Below are 24,283 nucleotides of genomic sequence, written 5' to 3'. Positions count from 1 at the left end.
ATTTTCTCATTAACCGGAGTATGCACTCTGGAGTCGACTCCAGAGTCAAGCCTTTTAAATATACAGCGAGCGAACAATCAAAAAGTGCCCGGCAAAATAGCAGGCGGAAGCGATGGCGTTATCGGCGCTAAAGCGTTTGCGATAGTGGCTGCCAAGCCAGACCACGTTGCTGAGCAGCAGTAGCGATGCGCCAACGAAAGCCGACAGTGCCGGGCTGGTCGGGCGGAAAAACCACAGCTCGCCTGCCAGCCACACCATCACCAGCGTCATGGCGATAAAGGTACAGACCGCCATGCGCAGTTCTTCGAGGCGCGACCAGATCACCGCTACCAGCAGCGCGCCGATAATCAACAGCACCACCGGCAGCGGCCAGAAGAACGAAAGCGTCATCTGGCTGGCGAAATAGATGGTATAGAGCAAATGCGCGAGGAAAAACGCGCCGATGGCATAGAGCACTTTTTGCCGCGGCAACAGCGTGAGCGCATCACCGACCAGCGAGGCACACAGACCCGCCAGCACCAGGTAGCTAATGGCATCGAACATGGGCGCTTGCCAGGCCAGTAACAGCAGGAGTAAGAGCGTAACGGGTTTGAAAACCCAGCGCTGCCAGACCGGGCCACGATACGAAGCGTCGACATATAGCCAGGCGGAAAGGCAGACAGCAATAAATGACCACAGCATAATTAAGTCCCTGTATCTGTTATTGTTGCGTAAATCTCTCTTATTCAGTGTAGTGGCGGGAAAAGGAGGATGACAACGCTATTTCCGCCGCGATAAGCTCAATTCCGCTTTTTCCGACAGGTATTCGCCATGAGTAAACCACCGCTTTTTTTCATTATCGCCATTGGATTGATTGTGGTTTTTGCCTCTTTCCGCTTTGTACAGCAACGGCGCGAAAAAGCCGAAAACGATAGTGCGCCGCAGCAGCAAAAAAGTGTGGTGGTGAGCAACAAACGGGAAAAACCGCTTAACCCGCGCCGTTCTCGCCAGCAACAGGTTACGCCCGCAGGAACCGCCATACGTTATGAAGTGAGTTTTAAACCGCAAGCCGGCGGGCCGGAGATGCGTTTTCGTCTGGATGAGCAGCAATATAATGCGCTGACGGTGGGCGACAGAGGCGTGCTGCGTTACCAGGGCTCGCGCTTTGTGGACTTTACGCCGGAAGCAGCCCGGTAAGCAGAACGCCACCGGGCGATGGGACTACTTCTTCTCTTTTAATTTCTTCTGCCAGATAAGCAGCTCAAACACGCCGAAGAGAAAAACACGAATTTGCTCCGCTTTGCTCATTTGCGGACCGTCTTTTGGCAGCGCCGTTTTCAGCATGGTGGCTTGCAGCGCATGCATAAAGACGGTGAAGACAAGCGCGACGTTGACGAAAATGTTCAGCGGACGCGGAAAGGGCTTAATCAGGTTCAGAATCAGAAATGCCCAGATGCAGAGCATCAACAGACGCCCGAGGTTAATCAACAGCGGCATGCTTCTCTCCTTGTGCTTCGCGGTGGTACAAACGATACGCTACCTGCCCGGCGACTTTTTCCCGATGCAGTTGCCAGTGAGCGGGTACGGGCGGTATTCCATTTTCGACTTCGCTTTCGATATAAATCAGCGCGTCGTCGGCGAGCCAGCCGTTGTTTTCCAGCAGGCGCACGGTCTCTTCCAGCATCCCTTTACGAAACGGTGGATCGATAAACGCAATATTGTGCGGCGTGCCGGGATTGGCTAAAAACGTCAGCGTGTTGGTGTTGACCACTTTCGCGTTGGCGGCTTTTAACGTGGCCAGGTTTTGCTGCAACTGCTGGGCGACACTGCGCTCCATTTCCAGCAAGGTTGCGCTGGCGGCGTAGCGAGAGAGCGCTTCAAGCCCCAGCGCGCCGCTGCCAGCGAAGCAATCGAGACAGTGGGCGTCTACCATTGACGGCGCCAGCCAGTTGAATAAAGTTTCACGCACGCGATCGGTGGTCGGGCGCAGGCCGGGGCTATCCGGAACCGGTAATTTACGGCCCCGCCACTGGCCGCCAATAATGCGGATCTGGCCGGTGGCGGCGCGGGTAGGTTTCTTCATGGTTATCGCTTTGCTCATCATTTCGACCTGCTATTCTAGCGGTCTGTCGAATGACGTTAAACCCTAATCCTCAGGCCGTGATGCAAGTTGAGGAAAGTGGTAGACTATCCGACTAATTAACAAATGTTTTCAGTCCCGGCCGTGCAGACGGGCTGCGCCATGAAACAATAGCGAGGAGTGTGGTCGCCAATGGCAAATGAGAAGAAACGTGGCTTTTTTTCCTGGCTTGGCCTTGGGCAGAAAGAGAAGGCTGAAGAGGCGCAAACCGAACAGCAACCGGTAGCTGAGCAGCCGGTTGAAGAAACCCCGGTTGCCGGGCCTGCTGCCGACAGCGAAAAATTTGCCGAAGAGGTTGTTGAGGTTAGCGAGCAACTGGTGCACGAAGAGGCGCCGGCTGAAGCTGAGAGAGACGAAAGCCCGGCGGTTATCGAACATGAAGAACTGCCGCTGCCGGAAGAGGTGGCTGAGCAGGAGATCGGTGCTGAAGAGTGGCAGGCGGAAGCTGAACCGCTGGAAGAAGACGATGTTCCGCTAAGCGATGAAGAGCTGGACGCGCAAGCGCTGGCCGCTGAAGCGGCGGAAGAAGCGGTGGTTGTCGTGCCGGTTGAAGAATCCGTGCAGGAGCAGGAAAAACCGACCAAAGAAGGGTTCTTCGCGCGCCTGAAACGCAGCCTGCTTAAAACCAAAGAAAACCTCGGTTCCGGATTTATCAGTCTGTTCCGCGGGAAAAAGATCGACGATGATCTGTTCGAAGAGCTGGAAGAGCAGTTGCTGATTGCCGATGTCGGGGTGGAAACCACGCGCAAAATCATCACCAATTTGACGGAAGGCGCGAGCCGCAAGCAGTTGCGCGATGCGGAAGCACTTTACGGGTTGCTGAAAGATGAGATGAGCGAGATCCTCGCCAAAGTGGATGAGCCGCTTAACATTGAAGGCAAAACCCCGTTTGTGATTTTGATGGTTGGTGTCAACGGTGTAGGTAAAACGACCACCATCGGTAAGCTGGCGCGCCAGTTTGAGCAGCAGGGTAAATCGGTGATGCTGGCGGCGGGGGATACCTTCCGCGCCGCCGCAGTTGAGCAGCTTCAGGTGTGGGGCCAGCGCAACGATATCCCGGTGATTGCCCAGCATACCGGCGCGGATTCCGCTTCGGTGATTTTCGATGCTATCCAGGCGGCGAAAGCGCGCCATATCGATGTGCTGATTGCCGATACTGCAGGCCGCTTGCAGAACAAAGCGCACCTGATGGAAGAGTTGAAGAAAATTGTCCGCGTAATGAAGAAGCTGGACGAAGACGCGCCGCATGAAGTGATGCTGACGATTGATGCCAGCACCGGGCAAAATGCTATTAGCCAGGCCAAACTGTTCCACGAGGCTGTCGGTTTAACCGGTATTACGCTGACCAAACTTGATGGCACCGCCAAGGGCGGCGTTATTTTCTCGGTGGCGGATCAGTTTGGCATTCCTATCCGCTACATCGGCGTCGGCGAACGTATTGAAGATTTACGTCCGTTTAATGCGGGCGATTTTATAGAGGCACTTTTTGCCCGAGAGGATTAACAATGATTCGCTTTGAACACGTCAGCAAAGCCTATCTCGGTGGGAGACAAGCGCTGCAGGGGGTGACATTTCACCTGCAGCAGGGCGAGATGGCCTTTCTGACCGGGCATTCCGGTGCAGGGAAAAGTACCCTGCTGAAGCTGATTTGTGGGATTGAGCGGCCAAGCGCCGGGAAAATCCTCTTTGGCGGCCACGATATTACCCGTTTGAAAAACCGGGAAGTGCCGTTTTTGCGTCGTCAAATCGGGATGATTTTCCAGGATCACCACCTGCTGATGGACAGAACCGTGTTCGATAACGTGGCGATCCCGCTGATTATCGCGGGTGCCAGCGGCGATGATATTCGCCGTCGCGTCTCGGCGGCGCTGGATAAAGTCGGGCTGCTCGACAAAGCGAAAAGCTTCCCGATCCAGCTCTCCGGCGGTGAACAACAGCGCGTGGGTATTGCCCGCGCGGTGGTGAACAAACCCGCCGTGCTGCTGGCGGATGAACCGACCGGTAACCTGGATGAAGCGCTGTCTGAAGGGATTTTACGTCTGTTTGAAGAATTTAACCGCGTAGGGGTAACAGTGCTGATGGCAACGCACGATATTGGGCTGATTTCCCGTCGTTCGTACCGCATGCTGAGCCTGAGCGACGGTCATTTGCATGGAGGCCTGGCGGGTGAATAAGCGCGATGCACTAAACCACATTCGGCAGTTTGGCAGCAAATTAGACCGTTTTCGTAAATCGTCCGCGTCCTCCAGCGAGGGCAACCGTAATGCGCCGCGTCGCGGCAAAGCGCCAGTTAAAGCGCCTTCGCGTAAGAGTAACGTCTTTAACGAGCAGGTACGCTACGCCTGGCACGGTGCGTTGCAGGATCTGAAAAGCAAACCGCTGGCGACGTTCCTGACGGTGATGGTCATTGCTATCTCTCTGACACTGCCCAGCGTCTGTTACATGGTCTACAAAAACGTTAATCAGGCTGCGTCGCAGTACTATCCGTCGCCGCAGATCACCGTCTATTTCGATAAAGCGCTGGATGACAACGCGGCGCAGCAGGTGGTGGGGCAACTCCAGTCCGAACAGGGCGTGGAAAAGGTCAATTACCTGTCACGCGAAGATGCGCTGGGCGAGTTCCGTAACTGGTCCGGGTTTGGCGGCGCGCTGGATATGCTCGAAGAGAACCCGCTGCCCGCCTTGGCGGTAGTGGTACCGAAACTGGATTTTCAGAGTACGGATTCGCTGAACACGTTGCGTGACCGCATTTCCCGCATTCAGGGTATTGATGAAGTGCGCATGGATGACAGCTGGTTTGCGCGGCTGGCGTCGCTGACTGGCCTGGTCGGGCGCGTGGCAGCCATGATTGGTGTACTGATGGTTGCGGCCGTGTTCCTGGTGATCGGCAATAGCGTGCGGCTGAGCATTTTCGCCCGCCGCGATACCATCAACGTGCAGAAACTGATTGGTGCGACAGACGGTTTTATCTTGCGCCCGTTCTTGTATGGCGGCGCGTTGCTCGGTTTCTCCGGCGCGTTTTTATCGCTGATCCTGTCGGAAATCCTGGTGATGCGCTTGTCGTCGGCGGTCACGGAAGTGGCGAAAGTGTTCGGCACGCAGTTTGAGCTGAGTGGGCTGTCGTTTGACGAGTGCTTGCTGCTGTTGCTGGTGTGTTCGATGATTGGCTGGGTTGCCGCCTGGCTGGCAACGGTTCAACATTTACGTCACTTTACTCCGGACTAAAGAATCTCTGGTATACTCCTTCCCTGCACGTGAAGTATTCCCGTAGCAGGGAAGCGTAATATCCCTTCTGAGGTTCCTTGCTCCGGTTTATCATCCTGATGTCACATTTTGTGCGTAATTTATTCACAGACCTACAAGGAACTTGTGGATAAAATCACTGTCTGATAAAAATGTGAATGCTATTCTCGTTGCTCAAAAGCGCTGGCATGTTTGTTGCCTGATGGGGACAGACCGCCGCCAGCTGATAAGTGAATTGAGAGGATTTGAATGACCAAAGAAATGCAAACTTTAGCTTTAGCCCCTGTTGGTAACCTGGAATCTTATGTCCGGGCTGCGAACGCATGGCCGATGTTGACGGCTGATGAAGAGCGGGCACTGGCTGAAAAGCTGCATTACCAGGGCGATCTGGAAGCAGCGAAAAAGCTGATTCTGTCTCACCTGCGCTTTGTTGTTCATATTGCTCGTAACTATTCGGGCTATGGTCTGCCGCAGGCGGATCTCATCCAGGAAGGTAACATTGGCCTGATGAAAGCCGTGCGTCGCTTTAACCCGGAAGTGGGTGTGCGCCTGGTCTCTTTCGCCGTGCACTGGATCAAAGCTGAGATCCACGAGTATGTGCTGCGCAACTGGCGTATCGTGAAAGTCGCGACCACCAAAGCTCAGCGTAAGCTGTTCTTTAATCTGCGCAAAGCCAAACAGCGTCTTGGCTGGTTTAACCAGGACGAAGTGGACATGGTAGCCCGTGAACTGGGCGTGACCAGCAAAGACGTGCGTGAAATGGAGTCGCGTATGGCGGCGCAGGACATGACGTTTGATATGTCCTCCGATGACGATGCGCACGATAGCCAGCCGATGGCACCGGTGCTCTATCTGCAGGATAAATCATCTAACTTTGCCGACGGCATTGAAGATGACAACTGGGAAGAGCAGGCGGCCAACAAGCTGACCGATGCGATGCAGGGGCTCGATGAACGTAGCCAGCAAATCATCCGCGCCCGTTGGCTGGACGAAGATAACAAGACCACTTTGCAGGAGCTGGCCGATCGCTACGGCGTATCCGCTGAGCGTGTGCGTCAGCTTGAAAAGAACGCAATGAAAAAACTGCGCGCCGCGATCGAAGCGTAAGCGTATTGCAGTGAATAAGCCGGGTCGGCGCAAGCCTCGCCCGGCTTTTTATTATCTGAATTATCCCGCCGCCACTATCTTCACATCATCACGTGTTCATTCGTCTTCTGTCACAACGCGGCAGGAAAGCTGTCCTGTCGGTGTCCCTGCGCTTGCGCGAGACTGAGTAAAACATCGCTTTATCAAAGGCGCTATATACTTGGTAAGCGGGCATACACAGACAGGGGGCAATCAAGGTGAATAACAATGAATTGAATCAGCGCCGTTTACAGGCGACGCCGCGTGGCATCGGGGTCATGTGCGGTTTTTACGCCGCAAAAGCGGAAAACGCGACGCTGTGGGATGTGGAAGGGAACGAAGTGATTGACTTTGCCGCCGGGATTGCGGTGCTTAACACCGGGCATCGCCATCCAAAAGTGATGGCGGCGGTGGAAAAACAGTTACAGGCATTTACGCATACCGCTTACCAGATTGTTCCTTACGAAAGCTATGTCTCGCTGGCGGAACGTATTAACGAACGCGTGCCGGTTGCTGGCCCGGCGAAAACGGCGTTTTTCTCGACTGGCGCCGAAGCGGTGGAAAACGCGGTTAAAATTGCCCGCGCCTATACCAAACGCCCCGGAATTATTACCTTTGGCGGCGGTTTCCACGGTCGCACTTTCATGACCATGGCACTCACTGGCAAAGTCGCGCCGTATAAAATTGGCTTCGGCCCATTCCCCGGTTCGATTTACCACGCCCAGTATCCCAACGCGCTGCACGGTGTGAGCACTGACGAGGCGCTGAAAAGCCTGGAACGTATTTTTAAAGCGGATCTCGCGCCGGATCAGGTGGCCGCCATTCTGCTGGAACCCGTACAAGGCGAGGGCGGTTTTAACGTCGCACCGAATGATTTTATGCAGGCGCTGCGCAAGTTGTGCGATAGCCACGGTATTCTGCTGATCGTTGACGAAGTGCAGAGCGGTTTTGCCCGCACTGGCAAGCTCTTTGCCAGCGAGTATTACGATGTGAAACCCGATTTAATCACCATGGCGAAAAGTCTGGCCGGTGGTTTGCCGCTTTCGGCGGTGGCCGGGCGTGCTGAGGTGATGGATGCACCTGCGCCGGGTGGTTTGGGCGGCACTTATGCGGGCAATCCGCTCGCTATCGCGGCGGCACATGCGGTGCTGGACGTGATTGAAGAAGAAAATCTCTGCGAACGGGCGAACCATCTGGGCCAGCATCTGGTGGAAGTACTGAACCGCGCAAAAGCGCAATGCCCCTATATCGCTGATATCCGTGCACAGGGCTCCATGGTCGCGGTGGAATTTAACGATCCGCAAACTGGCGCGCCATCGGCTGAATTTACTAAACAGGTGCAGGAAAAAGCGCTGGCGGACGGGCTGTTGCTACTGAGCTGCGGGGTTTACGGTAACGTTATTCGCTTCCTCTACCCGTTAACCATTCCGGAAGTTCAGTTCCGCAAGGCGCTGGATATTCTCTCCCAGTCGCTGACGGATTAATTATTCAGCCGCCTGATGGGCGGCTTTCTCATTTTCTGTCATCAGTCTGTCGTACAACCTTCAAAATTGTTATTCCATATTCCGAAAAATGGGGTATGTTTTAGCAGAGTATGCTGCTCAGGCACGGGCGGAACGGCTAAAAACTACTATCATATTCTTTGCTTATGATAATAAGCGAAATAATGTGCCACACAACAACATCACAACAAATGCAATAACCATAACAATGGGGAAACTCAGGATGAAAATGAAGGGTAAAGCGTTACTGGCAGGATGTATTGCGTTAGCAATGAGCAACGTGGCATTCGCCAAAGATATCAAAGTTGCCGTTGTCGGGGCGATGTCCGGTCCGGTTGCGCAGTACGGTGACCAGGAGTTTACCGGCGCTGAACAAGCTATCGCCGACATTAATGCCAAAGGTGGGATCAAAGGCGACAAACTGGTTGCAGTAAAATATGACGATGCCTGTGACCCGAAACAAGCGGTGGCGGTCGCCAACAAAGTGGTCAATGACGGTATTAAATACGTTATCGGCCACCTCTGCTCCTCTTCTACCCAGCCGGCGTCTGATATCTACGAAGACGAAGGCATTCTGATGATCACGCCTGCGGCGACAGCGCCTGAGCTGACCGCGCGTGGTTACAAACTGACGCTGCGCACCACCGGCCTGGATTCTGACCAGGGCCCGACCGCGGCGAAATACATTCTGGAGAAAGTGAAGCCGCAGCGCATCGCCGTTATCCATGACAAACAGCAGTATGGTGAAGGTCTGGCGCGTGCAGTTCAGGACGGGCTGAAAAAAGGCGGCGCTAACGTGGTGTTCTTCGACGGTATCACTGCCGGTGAGAAAGACTTCTCTACGCTGGTTGCGCGCCTGAAAAAAGAGAACATCGACTTCGTTTACTACGGCGGTTACCACCCGGAAATGGGGCAGATCCTGCGTCAGTCTCGTGCCGCTGGCCTGAAAACCCAGTTTATGGGACCGGAAGGCGTGGCGAACGTTTCCCTGTCTAACATCGCCGGTGAATCCGCAGAAGGTATGCTGGTCACCAAACCGAAAAACTATGACCAGGTTCCGGCGAACAAACCGATTGTGGATGCGATCAAAGCGAAGAAACAGGATCCAAGTGGTGCGTTTGTATGGACCACTTACGCTGCGCTGCAATCACTGGCTGCAGGTCTGGGGCAGTCTGCCGATCCGGCGGCTATCGCAACCTGGCTGAAAGGCCATTCAGTGGATACCGTCATGGGGCCGCTCTCCTGGGATGAGAAGGGCGATCTGAAAGGTTTTGAATTCGGGGTCTTCACCTGGCATGCGAACGGTACAGCGACCGACGCTAAGTGATTTCCTGGGCTGAGCGTCGTCTTTCGCGCCTCAGTGGCGTTGGCTGCACGCACTCACCCCGGTCACTGACTTCAGTAAACTTCCGGGGATGAGCGAACTTGCTGCCTTCCTGCGATGAGAAAGTCCAGGTCAGAACTAATTGAAAAAGCCGGGAAAATCCCGGCTTTTTTTCTTTTTTTGAAGGTAGGTCTGTTAAGCATCGCGCCACCAGGCACATCCACAGCGCGGGCTTTATCGTTTTTCCCAGCCATTTTCCTGTGCGGTAAATCCCAGTCTCTGGGTGAAAGCAGCCATTACGGCCCGGTCTTCGACGCCGATATCGGCTATCCACCAACTGGTGATCGACGGGTTATCACGCATCACTTCTTCCACCAGATATTGTCCCACGCCGCGACGACGAGTGATATCGCGCACGCGCAGGGAATCCAGCGCCCCTTCGACGCCGAGTAGCGTCACGCGAACGGCAGCCAGCAGACGGTCATTAAAACGCGCCGCGTAGATACGATGAGTGTCATCTACTTCAAGAGATGCAGAGGAGTATTCCGGCCAGACTTTCGCTAAATCAATATGATCCTGTTCGGTGAAGGTCACCAGTCGGACGATAGTCAATTTCATGTACAGCTTGTCCAAAACGCAAAACATTGTGTGAGTGTAATCAATTTCGCATGGCAGGGTTTGATCGTTTTTTATTTTTCATTCGACAGGCGAATAATTTTGCCGCAGCGGTTGGCGTAGTGTTAAACATTGGAGATCGAAAAACAGGCAGGATTTTAACCTAATTGGTAGCGTTTTATTCCGCTTTATATGCCGTTATTTTATGCTGATGTCGGGGCTTTTTTTGTTTATCTCGGAAGAAATACAGAATATTATCTCTGCTTAATAGCCTGAAAAATAGAGGATTTAGTCTGGTTTTTGCTAAAAAACTGCGCTAAACCATTAAAGGCACTGGTAAAAATAGCGTTGTGCATTAAAAGTACAGAATGCTTTTTAACCATAATAAAACAAAATTATTACACGAATAATTCAGGCAACAGCAAGCCAACGTTCCGGCTGCCTGAGGCAGGAAGTGTAAACACGACATCACGAATGGGGATTTACAACAATGAAAAGGAACGCGAAGACATTAATCGCGGGGATAGTAGCACTTGCGATGTCTCACGCGGCCATGGCGAAGGATATTAAGGTAGCGGTTGTCGGTGCGATGTCCGGTCCGGTTGCCCAGTGGGGCGATATGGAATTCAACGGTGCGCGCCAGGCTATCCACGATATCAACGCTAAGGGCGGGATCAAGGGCGATAAACTGGTCGCCGAGGAATATGACGACGCCTGTGACCCAAAACAAGCCGTTGCCGTGGCGAACAAAATCGTCAATGACGGTGTGAAATATGTAATTGGCCATCTTTGCTCATCATCAACACAGCCCGCATCGGACATCTACGAAGACGAAGGTATCCTGATGATCACGCCCGGTGCGACCAACCCGGAGCTGACGCAGCGCGGCTATCAACACATTATGCGTACCGCCGGGCTGGACTCCTCGCAGGGGCCGACCGCCGCGAAGTACATCCTGAACACCCTGAAACCGCAGCGTATTGCCATTATTCACGATAAGCAGCAGTACGGCGAAGGCCTTGCTCGCTCCGTGCAGGAAGGGCTGAAAGCGGGCGGTGCGAATGTGGTGTTCTTCGATGGCATCACCGCCGGTGAGAAGGATTTTTCTGCGCTGGTATCGCGTTTGCAAAAAGAAAATATCGACTTTGTCTACTACGGTGGTTACTACCCGGAGATGGGACAAATCCTGCGCCAGGCGCGCGCCAGCGGTCTGAAAACCCAGTTTATGGGACCGGAAGGCGTGGGCAACGCCTCGCTGTCGAATATCGCGGGGGCTGCGGCAGAAGGCATGCTGGTGACGATGCCGAAGCGTTATGACCAGGATCCGGCGAACCAGAGTATTGTCGATGCGCTGAAAGCCGAGAAGAAAGATCCGAGCGGCCCGTATGTGTGGATCACCTACGCCGCCGTGCAATCGCTGGCCACCGCGCTGGAGCGTACCGGCAGCAGTGAGCCACTGGCACTGATTAAAGATTTAAAAGCCAACGGGGCTAAAACCGTGATTGGGCCGCTGAACTGGGATGAAAAAGGCGATCTGAAAGGATTTGAATTCGGTGTCTTCCAATGGCACGCCGATGGTTCGTCTTCCGTGGCGAAATAACTGTCATCCCTCTCCCGGGGCGCAATGTTCCGGGAGATTTTAGAAGGTTACGTTATGTCCGAGCAGTTTCTCTATTTCTTGCAGCAGATGTTTAACGGCGTCACGCTGGGAAGCACCTACGCATTGATCGCCATTGGTTACACCATGGTTTACGGCATTATCGGCATGATCAACTTCGCCCACGGCGAGGTTTATATGATCGGCAGTTATGTCTCCTTTATGATCATCGCCGCGCTGATGATGATGGGTATCGACTCCAGCTGGCTGCTGGTCGCGGCCGGTTTCGTCGGTGCCATTATCATTGCCAGCGCTTACGGCTGGAGTATCGAGCGAGTGGCCTATCGGCCGGTGCGCAACTCCAAACGCCTGATTGCGCTAATTTCCGCCATCGGCATGTCTATTTTCCTGCAAAACTACGTCAGCCTGACCGAAGGCTCCCGCGATGTGGCGCTACCAAGCTTGTTTAACGGGCAGTGGGTTGTCGGCAGCAGCGAAAACTTCTCTGCGGCGATCACCACTATGCAACTGGTTATCTGGATTGTGACCTTCGTTGCCATGCTGGCGCTGACGCTGTTCATCCGCTATTCCCGTATGGGGCGCGCCTGTCGCGCCTGTGCGGAAGACCTGAAAATGGCAAGTCTGTTGGGTATCAACACTGACCGTGTTATCGCGCTGACTTTTGTGATCGGCGCGGCTATGGCGGCGGTGGCGGGCGTGCTGCTTGGCCAGTTCTATGGCGTTATCAACCCGTATATCGGTTTTATGGCCGGGATGAAAGCATTTACCGCCGCGGTGCTGGGCGGTATCGGTAGCATTCCGGGCGCGATGATCGGCGGCCTGATCCTGGGTGTTGCAGAATCCCTCTCTTCGGCGTATCTGAGCACCGAATACAAAGATGTGGTGTCGTTCGCGCTGTTGATTGTGGTGCTGCTGGTGATGCCGACCGGCATCCTCGGTCGCCCGGAGGTTGAAAAAGTATGAAACCGATGCATTTTGCGATGGCGCTGCTCTCAGCGGCGATGTTTTTCGTCCTGGCGAGCGTCTTTATGGGCGTGCAACTGGAGCTGAACGGCACCAAACTGGTGGTCGATACCGCGGCGGATATCCGCTGGCAGTGGATCTTTATCGGCACGGCAGTGGTGTTTTTCTTCCAGTTGCTGCGGCCTGTATTCCAGAAAAGCCTGAAGGGTGTTTCCGGTCCGAAATTCGTGCTGCCGGCGATTGATGGCTCTACGCTCAAACAGAAGTTGTTCCTGTTGGCGCTGCTGGTGATTGCGGTGGCGTGGCCGTTTGTTGTTTCGCGCGGCACGGTAGATATCGCCACCATGACGATGATCTATATCATCCTTGGCCTCGGCCTGAACGTGGTGGTCGGGCTTTCCGGTTTGCTGGTGCTGGGTTACGGCGGTTTCTACGCCATCGGCGCATATACCTTCGCGCTACTCAACCATTATTACGGTCTGGGGTTCTGGACGTGCCTGCCGCTGGCGGGGCTGGTTTCTGCCGCCGCCGGTTTCCTGCTCGGTTTCCCGGTGCTGCGTCTGCGCGGCGATTACCTGGCGATTGTGACGCTGGGCTTCGGCGAAATCGTCCGTATCCTGTTGTTGAATAACACCGAAATCACCGGCGGCCCGAACGGCATTAGCCAGATCCCCAAACCGACCCTGTTCGGTCTGGAGTTCAGCCGTACTGCCCGTGAAGGTGGCTGGGACACGTTCAGCAACTTCTTCCATGTGGAATACGATCCCAGTGACCGCGTGGTGTTCCTCTACCTGGTTGCGTTGCTGCTGGTGGTGCTGACGCTGTTTGTGATTAACCGTCTGTTACGCATGCCGCTGGGGCGCGCGTGGGAAGCGCTGCGTGAAGACGAAATCGCCTGTCGCTCGCTCGGCCTGAACCCGACACGCATTAAGCTGACGGCTTTTACCATCAGCGCCGCGTTCGCTGGTTTTGCCGGTACGCTTTTTGCCGCGCGCCAGGGCTTTGTCAGCCCGGAATCGTTCACTTTCGCCGAATCGGCGTTTGTGCTGGCGATTGTGGTATTGGGCGGTATGGGCTCGCAGTTTGCGGTGATCCTTGCGGCTATCCTGCTGGTGGTTTCCCGTGAGTTAATGCGTGATTTCAATGAATACAGCATGTTGATGCTGGGTGGTTTGATGGTACTGATGATGATCTGGCGTCCGCAAGGCTTGCTGCCGATGACCCGTCCGCAGTTGAAATTGAAAAACGGGCAAGCGAAAGGAGAGCAGGCATGAGTCAGCCACTGTTATCCGTAAACGGTTTGATGATGCGCTTTGGCGGTCTGCTGGCTGTCAACAATGTGTCGTTAGAGCTGCGCCCGCAGGAGATCGTTTCGCTGATTGGCCCGAACGGCGCGGGCAAAACCACCGTGTTTAACTGCCTGACCGGTTTCTATAAACCGACGGGCGGCACCATTATGCTGCGTGACCAGCACCTGGAAGGGTTGCCGGGGCAGCAAATCGCCCGTATGGGCGTGGTACGGACTTTCCAGCATGTGCGTCTGTTTCGCGAAATGACGGTGATTGAAAATCTGCTGGTGGGGCAACATCAGCAGCTCAAAACCGGGGTTTTCTCTGGCCTGTTGAAAACGCCGGCGTTTCGTCGCGCGCAGAGTGAAGCGCTGGACCGCGCCGCAACCTGGCTGGAACGTATTGGTTTGTTAGCGCACGCTAACCGCCAGGCCAGCAACCTGGCTTACGGCGATCAGCGCCGTCTGGAGATTGTGCGCTGCATGGTGACGCAGCCGGAAATCCTGATGCTTGATGAACCGGCAGCCGGTCTGAACCCGAAAGAGACCAAAGAGCTGGACGAGCTGATTGTCGAGCTGCGTAACCATCACAACACCACCATCCTGCTGATCGAGCATGATATGAAGCTGGTGATGGGGATTTCCGACCGGATTTATGTAGTGAACCAGGGCACGCCGCTGGCGAACGGGACGCCGGAAGAGATTCGTAATAACCCGGACGTGATCCGCGCATACCTTGGTGAGGCATAAGATGGAAAAGGCGATGTTATCTTTTGACAAAGTTAGCGCTCACTACGGCAAAATCCAGGCGCTGCATGATGTCAGCCTGCATATTAACCAGGGCGAAATCGTGACGCTGATTGGTGCCAACGGCGCGGGGAAAACCACGTTGCTCGGTACGCTGTGCGGCGATCCGCGCGCCAGCAGCGGGCGCATTGTATTTGATGGCAAAGATATTACCGACTGGCAGACCGCGAAGATCATGCGCGAAGCCGTGGCAATTGTGCCGGAAGGTCGCCGTGTCTTTTCGCGGATGACCGTGGAAGAGAACCTGGCGATGGGCGGTTTTTTCGCCGATCGTGAGCAGTATCAGTCACGTATTCAAAGGGTTTATGAACTGTTTCCACGCCTGCATGAGCGCCGCATCCAGCGGGCTGGCACTATGTCCGGCGGTGAGCAGCAGATGCTGGCGATTGGGCGCGCGCTGATGAGTCAGCCGCGTTTGTTACTGCTGGATGAACCCTCGCTGGGTCTTGCGCCGATCATTATTCAGCAAATTTTCGACACCATTGAGCAACTGCGAAAAGAGGGCATGACCATCTTCCTGGTGGAGCAGAACGCTAACCAGGCGCTGAAGCTCGCCGATCGCGGATATGTGCTGGAAAACGGCCATGTAGTGCTGGAAGATACTGGCGACGCATTACTGGCGAACGAAGCGGTGCGCAGCGCTTACCTGGGCGGGTAACTTGTTGATGTAATAGCATTTAAACCGGTCTCGCAAGGGCCGGTTTTTTTGTCTTAAAAACGTTTTCCTGCGATGCGACAAGACGGCTTGATGGGATATGATGCGGGTGGCGCTTGAGGCTTTTTGCCTCATGACGGTAAAAAGTTGTGCGGCAGAAAGAAGAAAGCCCCGAAGGTCATTTTTCAATTAACCAACGAGGCCTGTCTATATGCTAGTCACATGTAGAGTAGCCTCTTACCCGCCGAAAGGCAAGGAGCCGCAGGTTATGAAGCTACCGCAAGGAACCCTTATTTGGTGCGTGTTTATCGTGTGTTTCACACTGCTGATATTCACTTATCTGACACGGAAATCGCTGTGCGAAATTCGTTATAAAGATGGGTTCCGCGAGGTCGCGGCTTTCATGGCTTACGAATCCGGTAAGTAGCAACCTGGAGGCAGGGAGAAATCCCTGCCTTTTCAGGGGAAACGGTAATGTGCATACCTCTAAGCGCCTTTATAAAGGGCTTCTCTGTTTAACAGGGAAGCCCTTTTTCCTTTCTAAAGCGCGACGGCCGCCCCGTTAACCGCCATTTTTCCTTCACCGTACCATCATCCTGGCGACATTTTCCTGACGCCTGGCTGTCATCTATTTGTAATTAAATGGTTATTTTTCTGTAATTCGAGCATGTCATGTTACCTCGCGAGCATAAAAACGCGTGAAATCGCGCATCCGCATAACAAGAGAGAGCACAATGACAACGTTACGACATACAGCTTTGGGTCTGGCGATGGGGTTAGTCTTTGCAGGTAACGCCATGGCGGTAACCACCATTCCGTTCTGGCATTCGATGGAAGGGGAGTTAGGTAAAGAAGTTGACTCCCTGGCGCAACGTTTCAATGACACCCACCCGGATTACAAAATCGTACCGATCTATAAAGGCAACTACGAGCAGAGCCTGAGCGCGGGTATCGCTGCCTTCCGTACCGGTAACGCACCGGCGATTTTGCAGGTTTACGAAGTCGGTACCGCCACCATGATGGCGTCTAAAGCGATCAAACCGGTCTACCAGGTGTTTAAAGACGCGGGCATCAACTTTGATGAAAGCCAGTTTGTGCCGACCGTTGCGGGTTACTACACCGATTCTAAAACGGGTCATTTGCTCTCTCAGCCGTTCAACAGCTCTACACCCGTGCTGTATTACAACAAAGACGCCTTTAAAAAAGCGGGTCTGAATCCGGATCAGCCGCCGAAAACCTGGCAGGATCTGGCCGAATACACTGCCAAGCTGAAAGCGGCCGGGATGAAATGCGGCTACGCCAGCGGCTGGCAGGGCTGGATCCAGATTGAGAACTTCAGCGCCTGGCATGGTCTGCCGGTTGCGACCAAAAACAACGGCTTTGACGGTACTGACGCGGTACTGGAGTTCAATAAGCCGGAGCAGGTGAAACACATCGCCATGCTGGAAGAACTGAACAAAAAAGGCGATTTCAGCTACTTCGGGCGTAAAGATGAGTCCACTGAGAAGTTCTATAACGGCGACTGCGCCATTACTACTGCCTCTTCTGGTTCGCTGGCAGATATTCGCCATTACGCCAAATTCAATTATGGCGTTGGCATGATGCCGTATGACGCCACCGTGAAAGGTGCGCCGCAGAACGCCATTATCGGCGGCGCAAGCCTGTGGGTGATGCAGGGTAAAGACAATGCCACTTACAAAGGCGTTGCCCAGTTCCTCGACTTCCTGGCAAAACCGGAAAACGCAGCGGAGTGGCACCAGAAAACTGGTTACCTGCCGATCACTACCGCAGCGTACGATCTGACGCGTAAAGAGGGCTTCTATGACAAGAACCCGGGCGCAGATATCGCTACGCGTCAGATGCTGAACAAGCCGCCGTTGGCGTTCACCAAAGGTCTGCGTCTGGGCAACATGCCGCAGATCCGTACCATTGTTGATGAAGAGCTGGAAAGCGTATGGACCGGTAAGAAAACCCCGCAACAGGCGCTCGATTCCGCCGTTGAGCGTGGTAACCAGCTGCTGCGCCGCTTCGAGCAGTCCACCAAGTCTTGATGTAGTGTTTTGCCGGGAGAAAAGTACTTATCCGGCAGACAAAGACGGCCTACTTTACGGTAGGCCGTTGCTATCCGGCCTATCTGAAAAGAGTTGCTTATGTCCTCATCCCGTCCGGTGTTTCGTTCGCGCTGGCTCCCATACGTGTTAGTAGCGCCGCAGCTGGCTATCACCATTATTTTCTTTATCTGGCCTGCGGCTGAAGCGCTGTGGTATTCGGTACAAAGTGTCGATCCGTTCGGCCTCTCCAGCCAGTTTGTCGGGCTGGATAATTTCGTCGCGCTGTTTCACGACAGCTATTATCTGGACTCTTTCTGGACCACCATGCGCTTTAGCGCGTGGGTGACGTTCAGCGGCCTGCTGGTTTCCCTGTTTTTTGCCGCGCTGGTGGATAACGTGGTGCGCGGCAGTCGCATTTATCAAACGCTGATGCTGCTGCCCTACGCCGTTGCGCCAGCGGTTGCCGCTGTGCTGTGGATTTTTCTCTTTAACCCCGGTCGCGGCTTGCTTACCCATTTTCTGGCGCAGTTTGGCTATGAATGGAACCATGCGCAAAACAGTGGCCAGGCCATGTTCCTCGTGGTTTTTGCTTCGGTATGGAAGCAGATCAGCTACAACTTCCTGTTCTTCTTTGCCGCTTTGCAGTCAATTCCGCGCTCACTGGTTGAAGCCGCCGCCATTGACGGTGCCGGGCCGATCCGTCGCTTCTTCAAATTGTCACTGCCGCTCATTGCGCCGGTGAGTTTTTTCCTGCTGGTGGTTAACCTGGTGTACGCCTTTTTCGACACGTTCCCGGTGATCGACGCCGCGACAGCAGGTGGCCCGGTTCAGGCGACGACGACGCTGATTTATAAAATTTACCGCGAAGGTTTCGCCGGGTTGGATCTCTCCGCGTCTGCGGCGCAGTCGGTGGTACTGATGTTTTTGGTGATAGTGCTGACGGTGATCCAGTTCCGCTATGTTGAAAGTAAGGTGCGCTACCAATGATTGAGAATCGCCCCGGGCTGACGTTATTCAGCCATATCATGCTTATTCTCGGGATTGCGGTGGTGCTGTTCCCACTGTATGTCGCCTTCGTAACGGCGACGCTGGATATCAACGCCGTGTACGACACGCCCATGACGCTGATCCCCGGCACCCATTTGTGGGAGAACCTGCGCAACATCTGGGTCAAGGGTATTGGCGCGAATAGCGCGCCGTTCTGGTTGATGCTGACCAACAGCTTCATCATGGCGTTTGTCATCACCGTCGGCAAAATCGCCGTATCGATGCTCTCCGCCTTCGCCATTGTCTGGTTCCGCTTTCCGCTGCGCAACCTCTTCTTCTGGATGATCTTCTGCACGCTGATGCTGCCGGTTGAGGTGCGTATTTTCCCAACGGTGGAAGTGATTGCGAACCTGAAAATGCTCGACAGCTACACCGGTTTGACGCTGCCGCTGATGGCCTCCGCAACAGCAACGTTTTTGTTCCGCCAGTTCTTTATGACCTTGCCGGACGAGTTGATGGAAGCCGCGCGAATTGATGGCGCATCGCCAATGCGTTTTTTCCGCGACATCGTGTTGCCGTTGTCAAAAACCAACCTCGCGGCGCTGTTCGTCATCACCTTTATCTACGGCTGGAACCAGTATTTATGGCCGCTGCTAATTATCAGCGACGTCAATCTTGGCACCGCCGTGGCGGGGGTAAAAAGCATGATTGCCAGCGGTGAAAGCACCACGCAATGGAACCAGGTCATGGCAGCGATGTTGCTGACGTTGATCCCCCCGGTCGTTATCGTTTTAGCCATGCAGCGCGCCTTTGTGCGTGGCCTGGTCGACAGTGAGAAGTAGGTTGTATCCCTTGATTGTGCGTGACGTCGACGCTGAGCCGAAACCGCGTAATCAAGGCGGAGGATGATGGACATAGTGGGCCTATGTCCAAATCCGACAACGCAGAGTACGCGGTTTCGGTACGCGTCCCGAAGGGCTGGGGCCATTTTTGCCCAAAGCTGCGTTACTCGCGTTTTATTTGGGCCCACCAAACTTCGCCGCTCGCGCCTTGCCTTGGGCAAAAATGGCCGCCAGCGACGTTCACGAACAATCAAGAGATGCAACCTTATATGGCAGGATTAAAATTACAAGCGGTCACCAAGAGTTGGGACAGCGGCAAAACCCAGGTGATCCAGCCGCTGACGCTGGATGTCGCAGACGGTGAGTTTATTGTGATGGTTGGCCCGTCGGGCTGTGGTAAATCAACACTGTTGCGCATGGTCGCAGGCCTGGAGCGCGTAACCAGCGGGGATATCTGGATTGATACCCAGCGCGTCACCGAAATGGAACCCAAAGATCGCGGTATCGCGATGGTGTTCCAGAACTATGCGCTCTACCCGCACATGAGTGTGGAAGAGAATATGGCGTGGGGGCTGAAAATTCGCGGCATGGGCAAAGAGCATATCGCCGGGCGTGTCGCGGAAGCGGCGCGTATTCTTGAATTAGAGGGCCTGTTAAAACGCCGCCCGCGCGAACTCTCTGGCGGCCAGCGCCAGCGTGTGGCGATGGGCCGCGCGATTGTCCGCGATCCAGCGGTGTTTCTCTTCGATGAACCGCTTTCCAACCTTGACGCCAAGCTGCGTGTGCAAATGCGCCTTGAGCTGCAACAACTGCATCGTCGCCTGAACACCACTTCGCTGTACGTTACCCATGATCAGGTGGAAGCAATGACGCTGGCGCAGCGCGTGCTGGTGATGAATAAAGGCGTGGCGGAGCAAATCGGTACGCCGGTTGAGGTGTATGAAAAACCCGCCAGCCGCTTTGTGGCGAGCTTTATCGGTAGCCCGGCGATGAACCTGCTTGATGGCCGTATCAGCAGCGCCGGTACGCACTTTGAACTGGAGAGCGGCATGGCGCTGCCGATCAACTGGTACTATCGCGGGTATGCAGGCCGCAAGATGACGCTGGGTATCCGCCCGGAACATATTGCGCTAAGCTCACAGGCCGCAGGCGGTGTACCGCTGGTGATGGACACGCTGGAGATCCTCGGCGCGGATAACTTAGCGCATGGTCGCTGGGGCGAGCAGAAACTGGTGGTGCGTTTGTCGCATCAGGATCGCCCGACGGCAGGCAGCACGCTGTGGCTCCATTTGCCGGAAAATCACCTGCACTTATTTGATGGTGAAACAGGACAACGAGTATGAGCAACTGGCCATATCCCCACATTGTCGCCCATCGCGGCGGCGGTAAACTGGCACCGGAAAACACACTGGCTGCCATTGATGTTGGCGCGCGTTACGGGCACACGATGATTGAGTTCGATGCCAAGCTGTCGAAAGATGGGCAGATTTTCCTGCTGCATGACGACAATCTGGAGCGTACCAGTAACGGTTGGGGCGTCGCGGGCGAACTGGCGTGGAACGATCTGCTGAAAGTGGATGCAGGTGGCTGGTTCAGCGGTGAATTCAAAGGCGAACCGCTGCCGCTGCTCTCCCAGGTGGCCGAGCGCTGTCGCCAGCACGGCATGATGGCGAATATCGAAATTAAACCGACCACCGGCACCGGGGCGCTCACCGGTAAAGTGGTGGCGCTGGCCGCGCGCGATCTGTGGGCCGGAATGACACCGCCGCTGCTTTCATCGTTTGAAATTGATGCGCTGGAAGCGGCGCAGCAAGCCGCGCCGGAACTGCCGCGCGGCCTGCTGCTCGATGAGTGGCGTGATGACTGGCAGGCGCTCACCGAACGGCTGGGCTGCGTATCGATCCATCTTAACCATAAACTGCTGGATGAAGCCCGCGTACGCATGTTGCGCGATGCGGGCTTGCGCATCCTGGTCTATACCGTCAACCAGCCCGCACGGGCGGCGGAACTGCTGCGCTGGGGCGTTGATAGCATCTGCACCGATAAAATTGACGATATCGGGCCGCACTTCCAGTACTAAGGTGTTGTCGACGGCGATGTACTTTGCAGCATGTCGCCGTTTTGCGTTTGCGGCAGCATATGTTGCTGCGTCATACCGCTGCTAGTTGTTCCCCCGCTGAGCATCCCGGGGCTGTTGTTGGGGAGCACTTGCTGGCCGCCGGGATTGAGCTCCCCCGGCTGCGCCTGCCTTACCCGTTGGGAATTGTTATTCATCTGCATCTGCAATTGTTGCTGTTGCAGCTGGGTTTGCGTCTGCATCTGCTGTTTCAGCATTCCTTGATGCTGTTGCTGCTGGTTGAGCATCTGCGTCTGCATTCGCTGCTGGCTTGGGATCACATACCCAGGCTGGTGCGGATCATTGGTGGTGTTTAATGGCTGTGCGAAGGCGCTAAAGGGCAGCAGCGCCGCCAGAATCAGTAATTGTTTCATCGTCCTGTCCTCCATTGAGGTTTCCTATCAGTTTACTCGCTTTCATTCGTGACAATGCATTTTTAAGAGTTGTGAACCAGGCTTAAGCGGGGACTGTAGCCCTTACTCGGGAGAACGACGATGATGAAACAGAAGTTTGCGCGTTGGCTGGCGATTGCCGCGCTGATGGCGGGAGGATGTTTTGGCGTTGCGGCGGCGCCGCCAGAAGGGCAGGCGACCGCGCCGCCTCCGGTATCTTACGGGGTTGAAGCCGATGTCTTTCATCCTGTTGTAGCGAAACAGGGCATGGTTGCCTCGGTGGATGAAACTGCCACGCGCGTCGGTGTCGATATTCTCAAGCAGGGCGGTAACGCGGTGGATGCAGCGGTGGCGGTTGGTTACGCACTGGCAGTCACGCATCCGCAGGCCGGTAACCTCGGCGGTGGCGGTTTCATGCTGATTCGTAGCAAAGAAGGGAACGTCACGGCGATTGATTTCCGTGAAATGGCCCCCGCTGGCGCGACACGCGATATGTTTCTCGACGATCAGGGCAACCCGGACAGTAAAAAATCCCTGACTTCTCATCTGGCGTCCGGCACGCCCGGCACCGTTGCAGGTTTCTCGCTGGCGCTGGAAAAGTACGGCACGCTGCCGCTGAACAAAGTGGTGCAACCGGCCATCAAGCTGGCGAAACAGGGCTTTGTGGTGAACGATGCGCTGGCGGGCGATTTGAAAACCTATGGCAGTGAAGTGTTGCCCAACCACGAAACCAGCAAAGCCATTTTCTGGAAAGATGGCGAGCCGCTGAAAAAGGGCGACAAGCTGGTGCAAAGCAATCTCGGCAAAAGTCTGGAGATGATTGCGGAGAAAGGCCCGGACGCCTTCTACAAAGGCGCGATTGCTGTGCAAATCGCCCAGCAGATGAGCAAAAACGGTGGGCTTATCACCAAAGAGGATTTAGCCAACTACAAAGCCGTGGAGCGCACGCCGATAAGCGGCAGCTATCGCGGTTACGAGATTTACTCCATGCCACCGCCCTCATCAGGCGGGATTCATATCGTGGAAATCCTCAATATCCTGGAAAACTTCGATCTGGCGAAGTACGGCTTTGGCAGTGCGGATGCGATGCAGGTGATGACCGAGGCGGAGAAGTATGCCTATGCCGACCGTTCGGAATATCTGGGCGATCCGGACTTTGTCAAAGTGCCGTGGCAGGCGTTAACCAACAAAGAGTACGCCAAATCGATCGCCGCGCAGATTGATGTCAACAAAGCGCGCCCCTCCAGCCAGATCCGCCCCGGCAAGCTGGAACCTTACGAAAGTAACCAAACCACGCACTTCTCGGTGGTGGATAAAGATGGCAATGCAGTTGCGGTCACTTATACGCTGAATACGGTATTCGGCACCGGGATTGTTGCTGGCAATACCGGCATTCTGCTGAATAACGAAATGGATGATTTCTCTGCCAAACCGGGCGTGCCGAATGTCTACGGGCTGGTGGGCGGCGATGCGAATGCGATTGGGCCGGGCAAACGCCCGCTCTCTTCAATGTCGCCAACCATTGTGCTGAAAGATGGCAAAACCTGGCTGGTCACCGGCAGCCCCGGCGGTAGCCGAATTATTACCACGGTGCTGCAAATGGTGGTGAATAGCATCGATTTTGGCATGAATGTCGCCGAAGCTACCAACGCGCCGCGTTTTCATCATCAATGGCTGCCGGATGAACTGCGCGTCGAGAAAGGCTTTAGCCCGGACACGTTAAAACTGCTTGAACAGAAAGGGCAAAAAGTAGCCGTTAAGGAAGCGATGGGCAGTACGCAGAGCATTATGGTCGGGCCGGACGGTACGCTGTATGGCGCGTCGGATCCGCGCTCGGTGGATGATTTAACCGCCGGATACTGAACAATTCCTCTCCCCGTTTGGGGAGAGGAATTCCTTAGCCTTTCATTCGTGCCATATAGTACGAATCAACATACTCGCCGTTACGCAACGCATAACGCTTGCCTGTACCTTCAATCTCGAAACCAAATTTACGGTACACGGCGAGCGCGGGGGCGTTATCAGCAAACACCGTTAACTCAATGCGTTCGATGCGCAACCAGTTATCGCACAGGTTAATCATTTCACGCATCAGCGCACTGGCGACGCCCCGGTTCTGGAACGCCGATGATACCGCCATGCCAAAAAAGGCGACATGGCTACGGCGCGGATTTTGTTCCACCATTAACGTCAGGTTTCCGACGACTTGCTCGTCAATGCAGGCGACCAACTGGCGGCGGCCGGGTTGCGGTTTCAGGCGGTCTTCCCACAGTTCAGCAGGGGGATGAGGTAGCTGTAGCAGGTTATGATACACCTCGGGTTGCGCATAAAACTGACGTAAAGATTCTGCATCGCGCGCTTCGGCATGGCGTACCACTATCTTGCTCATCCTGCTTCTCCTGTTGATGGGGTAGAAAGCTACCTTCCTGGCTTTCTGGCGAAGCGTCAACTGCCATTTTTTGCAAAAAAAAAGTGGACAGGTGCGAATGATAATGATTATTATTGCCATGCGTTCAGGGAAACCGTTGCGGTAATCCTGAAAGCACGACATTGCTCACATTGCTTCCAGTATTTCTTAGCCAGCCGCGTGCTGGCTTTTTTTTGCCTGCGATTTGCCTTCCCGTTTGCCGCCCTTT

General features: G+C 54.8%; 25 protein-coding genes. 19 read left to right on the top strand and 6 right to left on the bottom strand.

Annotated features, from left to right (window positions below):
• Window positions 1–54 precede the first annotated feature (54 nt).
• Window positions 55–681, bottom strand: coding sequence for a lysoplasmalogenase (locus tag DFO56_RS21755; RefSeq protein WP_045507746.1), 627 nt, complete (start codon window positions 679–681; stop codon window positions 55–57).
• A 129-nt stretch (window positions 682–810) separates the two neighbouring features.
• Between DFO56_RS21755 and DFO56_RS21750 the strand changes: the two genes are divergently transcribed.
• The gene (locus tag DFO56_RS21750; RefSeq protein ID WP_045507749.1) at window positions 811–1,176 is read left to right on the top strand and encodes a DUF2500 domain-containing protein; all 366 of its coding nucleotides are present in this window, start codon (window positions 811–813) and stop codon (window positions 1,174–1,176) included.
• 24 nt (window positions 1,177–1,200) lie between these two features.
• Here the strand turns inward: DFO56_RS21750 and DFO56_RS21745 are convergent, their stop codons facing one another.
• The gene (locus tag DFO56_RS21745; RefSeq protein ID WP_025263811.1) at window positions 1,201–1,470 is read right to left on the bottom strand and encodes a DUF1145 family protein; all 270 of its coding nucleotides are present in this window, start codon (window positions 1,468–1,470) and stop codon (window positions 1,201–1,203) included.
• A complete protein-coding gene (gene rsmD / locus DFO56_RS21740) occupies window positions 1,460–2,062 on the bottom strand; it encodes a 16S rRNA (guanine(966)-N(2))-methyltransferase (RefSeq protein ID WP_110093684.1) in 603 nt (200 codons plus the stop codon). The genes DFO56_RS21745 and rsmD overlap by 11 nt, the downstream gene beginning before the upstream one ends.
• Window positions 2,063–2,251: 189 nt before the next feature.
• Here rsmD and ftsY point away from each other — a divergent pair, with 189 nt between their 5' ends.
• From ftsY to DFO56_RS21710, 6 genes are all read left to right on the top strand, one after another.
• Complete coding sequence (gene ftsY / locus DFO56_RS21735) at window positions 2,252–3,622, top strand: signal recognition particle-docking protein FtsY (protein WP_020455597.1); 1,371 nt, start codon at window positions 2,252–2,254, stop codon at window positions 3,620–3,622.
• Between the two features lie 2 nt (window positions 3,623–3,624).
• Window positions 3,625–4,293 carry a cell division ATP-binding protein FtsE gene (gene ftsE / locus DFO56_RS21730; RefSeq protein ID WP_017459577.1) on the top strand — a complete coding sequence of 223 codons (669 nt, stop codon included), beginning with the start codon at window positions 3,625–3,627 and terminating at the stop codon, window positions 4,291–4,293.
• Window positions 4,286–5,344: a permease-like cell division protein FtsX gene (gene ftsX / locus DFO56_RS21725; protein ID WP_045507753.1), complete on the top strand. Its 1,059-nt coding sequence runs from the start codon at window positions 4,286–4,288 to the stop codon at window positions 5,342–5,344. Before ftsE ends, ftsX begins: the two co-directional genes overlap by 8 nt.
• 267 nt (window positions 5,345–5,611) lie before the next feature.
• Complete coding sequence (gene rpoH / locus DFO56_RS21720) at window positions 5,612–6,469, top strand: RNA polymerase sigma factor RpoH (protein WP_045507756.1); 858 nt, start codon at window positions 5,612–5,614, stop codon at window positions 6,467–6,469.
• Between the two features lie 236 nt (window positions 6,470–6,705).
• A complete protein-coding gene (locus DFO56_RS21715) occupies window positions 6,706–7,971 on the top strand; it encodes a 4-aminobutyrate--2-oxoglutarate transaminase (RefSeq protein WP_045507759.1) in 1,266 nt (421 codons plus the stop codon).
• A gap of 241 nt (window positions 7,972–8,212) precedes the next feature.
• Window positions 8,213–9,316, top strand: a complete 1,104-nt coding sequence (locus DFO56_RS21710; RefSeq protein ID WP_141402823.1) for a branched-chain amino acid ABC transporter substrate-binding protein — start codon at window positions 8,213–8,215, stop codon at window positions 9,314–9,316.
• A 231-nt stretch (window positions 9,317–9,547) separates the two neighbouring features.
• Here the strand turns inward: DFO56_RS21710 and panM are convergent, their stop codons facing one another.
• Window positions 9,548–9,931, bottom strand: coding sequence for an aspartate 1-decarboxylase autocleavage activator PanM (gene panM / locus DFO56_RS21700; protein WP_044489748.1), 384 nt, complete (start codon window positions 9,929–9,931; stop codon window positions 9,548–9,550).
• A 487-nt stretch (window positions 9,932–10,418) separates the two neighbouring features.
• On the opposite strand from panM, the gene livK reads away from it, so the two are divergent.
• From livK to ugpQ, 11 genes are all read left to right on the top strand, one after another.
• Window positions 10,419–11,528: a high-affinity branched-chain amino acid ABC transporter substrate-binding protein LivK gene (gene livK / locus DFO56_RS21695; RefSeq protein ID WP_045507764.1), complete on the top strand. Its 1,110-nt coding sequence runs from the start codon at window positions 10,419–10,421 to the stop codon at window positions 11,526–11,528.
• A 54-nt stretch (window positions 11,529–11,582) separates the two neighbouring features.
• Complete coding sequence (gene livH, locus DFO56_RS21690) at window positions 11,583–12,509, top strand: high-affinity branched-chain amino acid ABC transporter permease LivH (RefSeq protein WP_020455590.1); 927 nt, start codon at window positions 11,583–11,585, stop codon at window positions 12,507–12,509.
• Window positions 12,506–13,783 carry a high-affinity branched-chain amino acid ABC transporter permease LivM gene (locus DFO56_RS21685; RefSeq protein WP_045507767.1) on the top strand — a complete coding sequence of 426 codons (1,278 nt, stop codon included), beginning with the start codon at window positions 12,506–12,508 and terminating at the stop codon, window positions 13,781–13,783. The genes livH and DFO56_RS21685 overlap by 4 nt, the downstream gene beginning before the upstream one ends.
• Complete coding sequence (livG, locus tag DFO56_RS21680; protein ID WP_020455588.1) at window positions 13,780–14,547, top strand: high-affinity branched-chain amino acid ABC transporter ATP-binding protein LivG; 768 nt, start codon at window positions 13,780–13,782, stop codon at window positions 14,545–14,547. The genes DFO56_RS21685 and livG overlap by 4 nt, the downstream gene beginning before the upstream one ends.
• Window position 14,548: 1 nt before the next feature.
• Window positions 14,549–15,262, top strand: coding sequence for a high-affinity branched-chain amino acid ABC transporter ATP-binding protein LivF (gene livF, locus DFO56_RS21675; protein ID WP_044489515.1), 714 nt, complete (start codon window positions 14,549–14,551; stop codon window positions 15,260–15,262).
• A 298-nt stretch (window positions 15,263–15,560) separates the two neighbouring features.
• Window positions 15,561–15,686, top strand: a complete 126-nt coding sequence (locus DFO56_RS25030) for a type I toxin-antitoxin system Hok family toxin (RefSeq protein ID WP_228007870.1) — start codon at window positions 15,561–15,563, stop codon at window positions 15,684–15,686.
• 307 nt (window positions 15,687–15,993) lie between these two features.
• Window positions 15,994–17,310: a sn-glycerol-3-phosphate ABC transporter substrate-binding protein UgpB gene (gene ugpB, locus DFO56_RS21665; RefSeq protein ID WP_017459565.1), complete on the top strand. Its 1,317-nt coding sequence runs from the start codon at window positions 15,994–15,996 to the stop codon at window positions 17,308–17,310.
• A gap of 99 nt (window positions 17,311–17,409) precedes the next feature.
• Window positions 17,410–18,297, top strand: coding sequence for a sn-glycerol-3-phosphate ABC transporter permease UgpA (gene ugpA / locus DFO56_RS21660; RefSeq protein ID WP_045507771.1), 888 nt, complete (start codon window positions 17,410–17,412; stop codon window positions 18,295–18,297).
• Window positions 18,294–19,139 carry a sn-glycerol-3-phosphate ABC transporter permease UgpE gene (gene ugpE / locus DFO56_RS21655; RefSeq protein WP_045507774.1) on the top strand — a complete coding sequence of 282 codons (846 nt, stop codon included), beginning with the start codon at window positions 18,294–18,296 and terminating at the stop codon, window positions 19,137–19,139. The genes ugpA and ugpE overlap by 4 nt, the downstream gene beginning before the upstream one ends.
• A gap of 269 nt (window positions 19,140–19,408) precedes the next feature.
• On the top strand, window positions 19,409–20,482 hold the full coding sequence (locus DFO56_RS21650; RefSeq protein ID WP_017459562.1) for a sn-glycerol-3-phosphate import ATP-binding protein UgpC: 1,074 nt from the start codon (window positions 19,409–19,411) through the stop codon (window positions 20,480–20,482).
• Window positions 20,479–21,219 (top strand): glycerophosphodiester phosphodiesterase, encoded by a 741-nt coding sequence (gene ugpQ / locus DFO56_RS21645; RefSeq protein ID WP_045507776.1) that lies wholly within the window; start codon window positions 20,479–20,481, stop codon window positions 21,217–21,219. Before DFO56_RS21650 ends, ugpQ begins: the two co-directional genes overlap by 4 nt.
• On the opposite strand, the gene DFO56_RS21640 is transcribed toward ugpQ, so the two are convergent.
• Window positions 21,216–21,629, bottom strand: coding sequence for a DUF2756 family protein (locus DFO56_RS21640; RefSeq protein WP_045507779.1), 414 nt, complete (start codon window positions 21,627–21,629; stop codon window positions 21,216–21,218). The genes ugpQ and DFO56_RS21640 overlap by 4 nt on opposite strands.
• Window positions 21,630–21,749: 120 nt before the next feature.
• Between DFO56_RS21640 and ggt the strand changes: the two genes are divergently transcribed.
• Window positions 21,750–23,510: a gamma-glutamyltransferase gene (gene ggt / locus DFO56_RS21635; RefSeq protein WP_045507782.1), complete on the top strand. Its 1,761-nt coding sequence runs from the start codon at window positions 21,750–21,752 to the stop codon at window positions 23,508–23,510.
• 34 nt (window positions 23,511–23,544) lie between these two features.
• Here the strand turns inward: ggt and yhhY are convergent, their stop codons facing one another.
• Window positions 23,545–24,036 carry an N-acetyltransferase gene (gene yhhY / locus DFO56_RS21630; protein WP_020455578.1) on the bottom strand — a complete coding sequence of 164 codons (492 nt, stop codon included), beginning with the start codon at window positions 24,034–24,036 and terminating at the stop codon, window positions 23,545–23,547.
• Between the last annotated feature and the right edge of the window lie 247 nt (window positions 24,037–24,283).

This window comes from Kosakonia sp. AG348, from assembly GCF_003337365.1.
Classification (GTDB): Bacteria; Pseudomonadota; Gammaproteobacteria; order Enterobacterales; family Enterobacteriaceae; genus Kosakonia.
The sequence above is the reverse complement of the archived record's forward strand: the minus strand, read 5'-3'. Positions and strand labels throughout refer to the sequence as shown.

Bases quoted from the DNA above. Each gene is read 5' to 3' on its own strand.
- DFO56_RS21755 (WP_045507746.1), bottom strand. From the start codon at position 681: ATGCTGTGGTCATTTATTGCTGTCTGCCTTTCCGCCTGGCTATATGTC.
- DFO56_RS21750 (WP_045507749.1), top strand. From the start codon at position 811: ATGAGTAAACCACCGCTTTTTTTCATTATCGCCATTGGATTGATTGTG.
- rsmD (WP_110093684.1), bottom strand. From the start codon at position 2,062: ATGAAGAAACCTACCCGCGCCGCCACCGGCCAGATCCGCATTATTGGC.
- ftsY (WP_020455597.1), top strand. From the start codon at position 2,252: ATGGCAAATGAGAAGAAACGTGGCTTTTTTTCCTGGCTTGGCCTTGGG.
- ftsE (WP_017459577.1), top strand. From the start codon at position 3,625: ATGATTCGCTTTGAACACGTCAGCAAAGCCTATCTCGGTGGGAGACAA.
- rpoH (WP_045507756.1), top strand. From the start codon at position 5,612: ATGACCAAAGAAATGCAAACTTTAGCTTTAGCCCCTGTTGGTAACCTG.
- DFO56_RS21710 (WP_141402823.1), top strand. From the start codon at position 8,213: ATGAAAATGAAGGGTAAAGCGTTACTGGCAGGATGTATTGCGTTAGCA.
- panM (WP_044489748.1), bottom strand. From the start codon at position 9,931: ATGAAATTGACTATCGTCCGACTGGTGACCTTCACCGAACAGGATCAT.
- livK (WP_045507764.1), top strand. From the start codon at position 10,419: ATGAAAAGGAACGCGAAGACATTAATCGCGGGGATAGTAGCACTTGCG.
- livH (WP_020455590.1), top strand. From the start codon at position 11,583: ATGTCCGAGCAGTTTCTCTATTTCTTGCAGCAGATGTTTAACGGCGTC.
- DFO56_RS21685 (WP_045507767.1), top strand. From the start codon at position 12,506: ATGAAACCGATGCATTTTGCGATGGCGCTGCTCTCAGCGGCGATGTTT.
- livG (WP_020455588.1), top strand. From the start codon at position 13,780: ATGAGTCAGCCACTGTTATCCGTAAACGGTTTGATGATGCGCTTTGGC.
- livF (WP_044489515.1), top strand. From the start codon at position 14,549: ATGGAAAAGGCGATGTTATCTTTTGACAAAGTTAGCGCTCACTACGGC.
- ugpB (WP_017459565.1), top strand. From the start codon at position 15,994: ATGACAACGTTACGACATACAGCTTTGGGTCTGGCGATGGGGTTAGTC.
- ugpA (WP_045507771.1), top strand. From the start codon at position 17,410: ATGTCCTCATCCCGTCCGGTGTTTCGTTCGCGCTGGCTCCCATACGTG.
- ugpE (WP_045507774.1), top strand. From the start codon at position 18,294: ATGATTGAGAATCGCCCCGGGCTGACGTTATTCAGCCATATCATGCTT.
- DFO56_RS21650 (WP_017459562.1), top strand. From the start codon at position 19,409: ATGGCAGGATTAAAATTACAAGCGGTCACCAAGAGTTGGGACAGCGGC.
- ugpQ (WP_045507776.1), top strand. From the start codon at position 20,479: ATGAGCAACTGGCCATATCCCCACATTGTCGCCCATCGCGGCGGCGGT.
- DFO56_RS21640 (WP_045507779.1), bottom strand. From the start codon at position 21,629: ATGAAACAATTACTGATTCTGGCGGCGCTGCTGCCCTTTAGCGCCTTC.
- ggt (WP_045507782.1), top strand. From the start codon at position 21,750: ATGATGAAACAGAAGTTTGCGCGTTGGCTGGCGATTGCCGCGCTGATG.
- yhhY (WP_020455578.1), bottom strand. From the start codon at position 24,036: ATGAGCAAGATAGTGGTACGCCATGCCGAAGCGCGCGATGCAGAATCT.